At 35.3% G+C, this 4983-nt stretch carries 5 protein-coding genes and 1 pseudogene; all 6 read left to right on the forward strand.

Translation table 11 applies throughout. From position 1 onward, the window contains the following. Positions 1 to 443, forward strand: a pseudogene (locus VQ048_RS11660) (RHS repeat-associated core domain-containing protein); the annotation flags it as partial. 1 nt (position 444) lies between these two features. Beyond that, entirely contained in the window at positions 445 to 840 is a 396-nt protein-coding gene (locus VQ048_RS11665) for a hypothetical protein (protein ID WP_327611846.1), read from the forward strand. Between the two features lie 86 nt (positions 841 to 926). After that, positions 927 to 2423, forward strand: coding sequence for an RHS repeat domain-containing protein (locus tag VQ048_RS11670; protein WP_327611847.1), 1497 nt, complete (start codon positions 927 to 929; stop codon positions 2421 to 2423). Then, the gene (locus VQ048_RS11675) at positions 2423 to 2995 is read left to right on the forward strand and encodes a hypothetical protein (RefSeq protein ID WP_327611848.1); all 573 of its coding nucleotides are present in this window, start codon (positions 2423 to 2425) and stop codon (positions 2993 to 2995) included. The genes VQ048_RS11670 and VQ048_RS11675 overlap by 1 nt, the downstream gene beginning before the upstream one ends. Positions 2996 to 3374: 379 nt before the next feature. Next, a complete protein-coding gene (locus tag VQ048_RS11680) occupies positions 3375 to 4289 on the forward strand; it encodes an RHS repeat-associated core domain-containing protein (protein WP_442872825.1) in 915 nt (304 codons plus the stop codon). Between the two features lie 7 nt (positions 4290 to 4296). After that, positions 4297 to 4773 (forward strand): hypothetical protein, encoded by a 477-nt coding sequence (locus VQ048_RS11685; RefSeq protein WP_327611849.1) that lies wholly within the window; start codon positions 4297 to 4299, stop codon positions 4771 to 4773. Positions 4774 to 4983: the final 210 nt, after the last annotated feature.

Below are 4983 nucleotides of genomic sequence, written 5' to 3' on the forward strand. Positions count from 1 at the left end.
TTGAGAAAGGTTTAGCAATAGCAACGGGAGGTATTATTTTAGCCCCGCTACTACCTTATGCGGTAAGTACTGGTTCTACTTCTGTATTAGCGACTAAAGCAGGTATTAGTATAGGTACACAGGCAATGGTTAGCCAAGATGTAAACTTGGTAAAGCTGGGAGCAGATACATTCTTAACTCCTTTGGCAAGTATTTTAGTTGGTAATTCGTCAGATTTGAGTTTAAAGAGACTTTGGATTCCAGATGCAAATCAGGGTGCCTTCTCGGTATCAACAATACAAGATTATGCTATTGGAGTTAGTTCAGATTTGGTATTTATGGGTAGAAATATGGGCTATAAAAAGCTAGGAGCATCGGGGTTAGGACAGACGGTTATTGAAGTTCAGTCAGAAATAATGTCGCAAGGTATATCAAAAGGAGTTCAACATAAGTATAATAAGTAAAATGACTACAGAGAAAATTAGTAAATTATTTTTAATCGGTTTATTAGTAATATTTTTAGGTGTATTTTTTTACGGACGCTTTGTCAATATGCCTAAATATAAGAATGGAAGATATACAATTGGTACTTTTGATAAATTTTCGGTATCAAAAGGTGGAGGGTATACAGTCTATTTTACCTACTCTGTAGGTAAGAATGAATATAAAGGTAATTCTGGAGTTTTTTCAGGTGATATGTTTGATAGGTCATTCATAGGAAAAAAATTCTTGGTAATATTTGTTAATGTAGATGAGTTATCAAGTATTTATATAGACATTCCCGTTCCCGACAGTATAAAATCCGCTCCTGCTGAAGGCTGGAAAGAGTTGCCGGAATGGGCGAAAAAAGAAAATGAATAGGTATATTGTAAAAGTATTACCTGCAGAAGTATTTTCTATTTCTTCGGTCGTGTATCAGAGTTAGTGATGCTAAAATAAACTAAAAAATGCACTGTCAAACTGTCATAAAAAGGAGAAATAAGTTTCGGGGTTATATCGGAGTTCTCTCGAAGAGATCTCGAACCTACTCCGAAGCGATACGCAGTAAAAAAAGACTGCCAAAATGGCAAAAAGGGAAATTTACAAAACACTATTTTGAGGGAACTTCAAGAATAGTAAGTAAGCTGGGCGAAGGCACTTTCCAACAGCCAAGTGGCTTAACCGCAGGCGGTATAGATTATATTAAGCAGTCTGCAAAAATGCAGGAAGCCATAGATGCGTATGTGCGTGGTCTAAATGTACCACCGGGACCACCAACCCAGCACGGTATTTATGGAACGCCTGATTTTACAGGTGTAGAATATCCGTCCATTGACTGGAGTGATATATCCCAAGACCAAGAGCCACCCGAAGGCTGGCCAAGACCGCCGAAGTTTAACGAGCCGGGCGATGTGCCGGGTCCACCAGTACAATACGGCGACCCAGTAAAACCCGATAATGTAAAAGGCGGCTTTGGTTATGTAGATAACGGGATAGAAGAAAAGAATTTATACTATTATCACCCTGACCACCTCGGCAGTAGCAGTTATATTACAGATGCTAATGGTGATATAAACCAACATACCGAATATATGGCATTTGGCGAGGTGCTATTTGATGAGCATAAAGTGAGTAGAAGAATGCCATACTTATTTAATGGTAAAGAATTAGATTCTGAAACGGGATTGTATTATTATGGAGCGAGATATTATGACCCAAGAGTAAGTTTGTGGTTGAATGTAGACCCTTTAGCAGAGAAGTATCCAAGCTGGTCGCCGTATGCCTATGTGGCTAACAATCCTATAAATGCAATAGATCCAGATGGTAGAGATATTATATTTGTGACTAATAAAGGAGTTCAACTTCAATATAGAAAGGGTAACTTTTATTTTATGAATGGTGATTTGAAGGGGCAGAGGTATGATGGAAGAAAACATTCTACGGGTAGTTCTACTTTATTCCTACTTGCTCGTGCATATCGTGCCATAGAAAAATCAAATGATAAAGTTTTAAAACATCAACTTCATACTTTAGAATCCTCTAAAAATATTCATTTAATAAGAGAGGGTAGGAAAGGAATGGAAGAAAATAATGTTGGTACAGATTTGCCAATAAATCCAAATCCCAATAAAGGCAAGTCGACAATGAATGGAGATCCAAAATCAACGATTACCAATTATGATTTTTCTAATGAAACAAAAAAATCATTTCAGGATACTGAAGGTATCGTTGATTCTGTACTAGGCACAGTTACTCACGAAATGCGTCACCAATATGATTATGACCAAGGAAATATGATGGACAATCTTCCAGAAAATAGTTATAGCGATCCTTCTGAGATTAGAGCTGTCAATAATGAAAACAGAGGACGCGCACTAGAAGGACTTGCTCCAAGGAAAACCTACAATGGAATAAAGATTGATGAGCAAAAATTGAAAAATCCGCCAAGTTCAAAGAATAAGTAATGAGAAGAGTGTTACAAATAATTTGTTTTTTTCTTGTTTTTTCCTGTGATAATGTAGTAGTACCTGAAATATATGGAAAGTCTAAAATAGATAGTATCTTACAAGAAATAGATAGAGCAGTTCCAGTGATAGGTACTAATTATTACTATGGGGAAATTCTAGAAAAAAGAATATTCTTAAAAAGTACCAAGAATAATTACTATGCAATTAATATAGGAGTACTTTCAGATTTATATTTAACGTATTATCGTGATGATTTCCCCAATAAAAGTGTTTTTTTTTATCAAACGATGAATTTTCGCTTAAAAATTGATGATAAGGAATTATTGAAAATTTATCCTGATGCTATACCGTTATCCATAGATGATGAGATAAGGAAAGAATATGAAAAATTAGGATTTGAAAGATTTAAAGCGCTATATACAACAACACATAATGAATGTCTTATCTTAAAACAAAATAATTTAAATATTAATAAAAGGAGCACTATTGTATATTTCTTCTATATTAATAAGTATAGTTTTTTTTATATTAATGATAATAACAATATTTGTTTTATTAAGGATAACTAACAGCAAAGCCACTCATTGAGTGGCTTTGCTGTTTTATAGAGCAGCGGTATTTTTAGTGAAGAAATCCTTAAATCTTTTGGTGATGTTTATCTCTTGTTTGCTGCGTCGGCCTTGCGTAAAATTTCCTGCCCGATGGAAAAATCACGGGAGGCCGACGGAAAAAATTTGGTAGAGAAATAAAAAACGGTTATTTTCGGACAAGTGTAATTTTAAAACCGTAATATGATGAAGTACAGATTAGTACAAAAGGAAAAGCCGGGGGATGCTCAAGCTCCAAAGAAGTGGTATGCAAACCCTGTAAAAACGGGAAACGTTAATCAAAGCAGAATATATCACGTTTGGGGAAGTGTTATTTGACGAACACAAGGTAAGCCGACGAATGCCGTATCTTTTCAATGGTAAGGAGTTGGATGGCGAGACGGGACTATACTACTACGGTGCAAGATACTATGACCCAAGAGTGTCTATATTCTTAAATGTAGACCCATTGGTAGAAAAAACAATGCAACCGTATGCCTATACTAATAATAACCCTATAATGTTGATAGACCCAACGGGTATGGAAGCAGAAGACCCGCCTAAGAATGGAAATGAATTTCTTGTAGGTCATATCTGGACAGATAAAGATGGAAGTTGGAAAAGAATCAATGGCGGTTGGAGATCTATAACGGAAGGACAATCTTCAATTATTGACGAAGTCGTTCTAACAGGTAAAAAAAATGGAGGTTCAGTATCTTTCGCTGGTGCATATTCGAAAGATAATAAATCAGGATTTCATTTACTTTCTGCAGGATATAACCATTATGGGCAGTACGGAGCATTTGAAAGTAATTTAAAATTATTGAGTGGGGAAGTAACCAACCACACTTTTACAGGAGCGTTACCAATGGCTCTTGATGTAGATGCGAAAGCATCTGTATTATCGGCTAAAGTAGGAGGTCGATTAGGAACAAGAAATTTCAATGTATATGGAGAAGCTTCAGGAAGTGAATTAAGTACACGCACAAACTTAACAATAGGTGTGTTGACTGGAGAAAATCAAAAATATGGAGTGGCCAATTCTGCAGGAATTGGAGCTTCTGTCTTAGAAGGTAAAGTAAATGGTGGTGTTACAATTTTTGGTGTTCGGATTGGAGCGGAAGCAAAAGGATGTTTAGAATGTGCAAAAGCAGAATATAAATATGAATTTTATTATGATAATAAAGCGGGCAGATTGCGGATTAATATAGGGGCGGGACTTGGCTTAGGAGCAGGAGCAGGATTAGGAGGAAATTTAGATATTCCTATAAGATAAAATAAATATGGAAACAGCATATAATATTGGAAAGGTCGTTACTATAACATTGTTATTATCAGTATCTATCTATTTTTTCATTATCATTAGAAAATCACAAGTGACAGAATCTGAATTAATTGGAAGTAATAAAGCTGTCATAACAGGGGATTTAAAAGTCTATTCAATTGTATCTTTTGGATTTATAGATAGAGGGAATGAATATAGTTATTGTAGATTTAAAATTAATGAAGATAAATCTGTCAGTTTATATTTTAGATTTTCTCTTCCAACAGGAGTTTACTATGGTCCTTTTTTATTGGGTTCAAAAAATTCTACATCTGCAAAAAAGTTAACATATTATGTGGAAAAATTTGAGAGAGAGAAAGACGGTAAATGCTATTTGCATTTTAGAACAAAACCCTCAATAATATCAGCTTACAAAATTTGTATTGAATATATAGATGAAGAAGAGTTTACGCAATTAAGTAAGTTCTTCAAATAAACGGGTAGTGTATCAAAGTTATTGATGCTAAAATAAACTAAAAAATGTACTGTCAAACTGTCATAAAAAGGAGAAACGCGTTTCGGGGTTTTGTCGGAGCTACGACGGAGACACGACGGAGCGATGACGGAGCGGTACGCAATAAAAAAAGGCTGCCAAAATGGCAAAAACACCCACACGCTTTAAGTATCTTAAAAGATACCACCACGC

This window comes from Bergeyella anatis (assembly GCF_036016955.1).
In the GTDB taxonomy this organism is placed as follows: domain Bacteria; phylum Bacteroidota; class Bacteroidia; order Flavobacteriales; family Weeksellaceae; genus JAYWXI01.

Excerpts from the sequence above, each read along its gene's own strand:
- VQ048_RS11665 (WP_327611846.1), top strand. The coding sequence starts at position 445 with ATGACTACAGAGAAAATTAGTAAATTATTTTTAATCGGTTTATTAGTA.
- VQ048_RS11670 (WP_327611847.1), top strand. The coding sequence starts at position 927 with ATGCACTGTCAAACTGTCATAAAAAGGAGAAATAAGTTTCGGGGTTAT.
- VQ048_RS11675 (WP_327611848.1), top strand. The coding sequence starts at position 2,423 with ATGAGAAGAGTGTTACAAATAATTTGTTTTTTTCTTGTTTTTTCCTGT.
- VQ048_RS11680 (WP_442872825.1), top strand. The coding sequence starts at position 3,375 with ATGCCGTATCTTTTCAATGGTAAGGAGTTGGATGGCGAGACGGGACTA.
- VQ048_RS11685 (WP_327611849.1), top strand. The coding sequence starts at position 4,297 with ATGGAAACAGCATATAATATTGGAAAGGTCGTTACTATAACATTGTTA.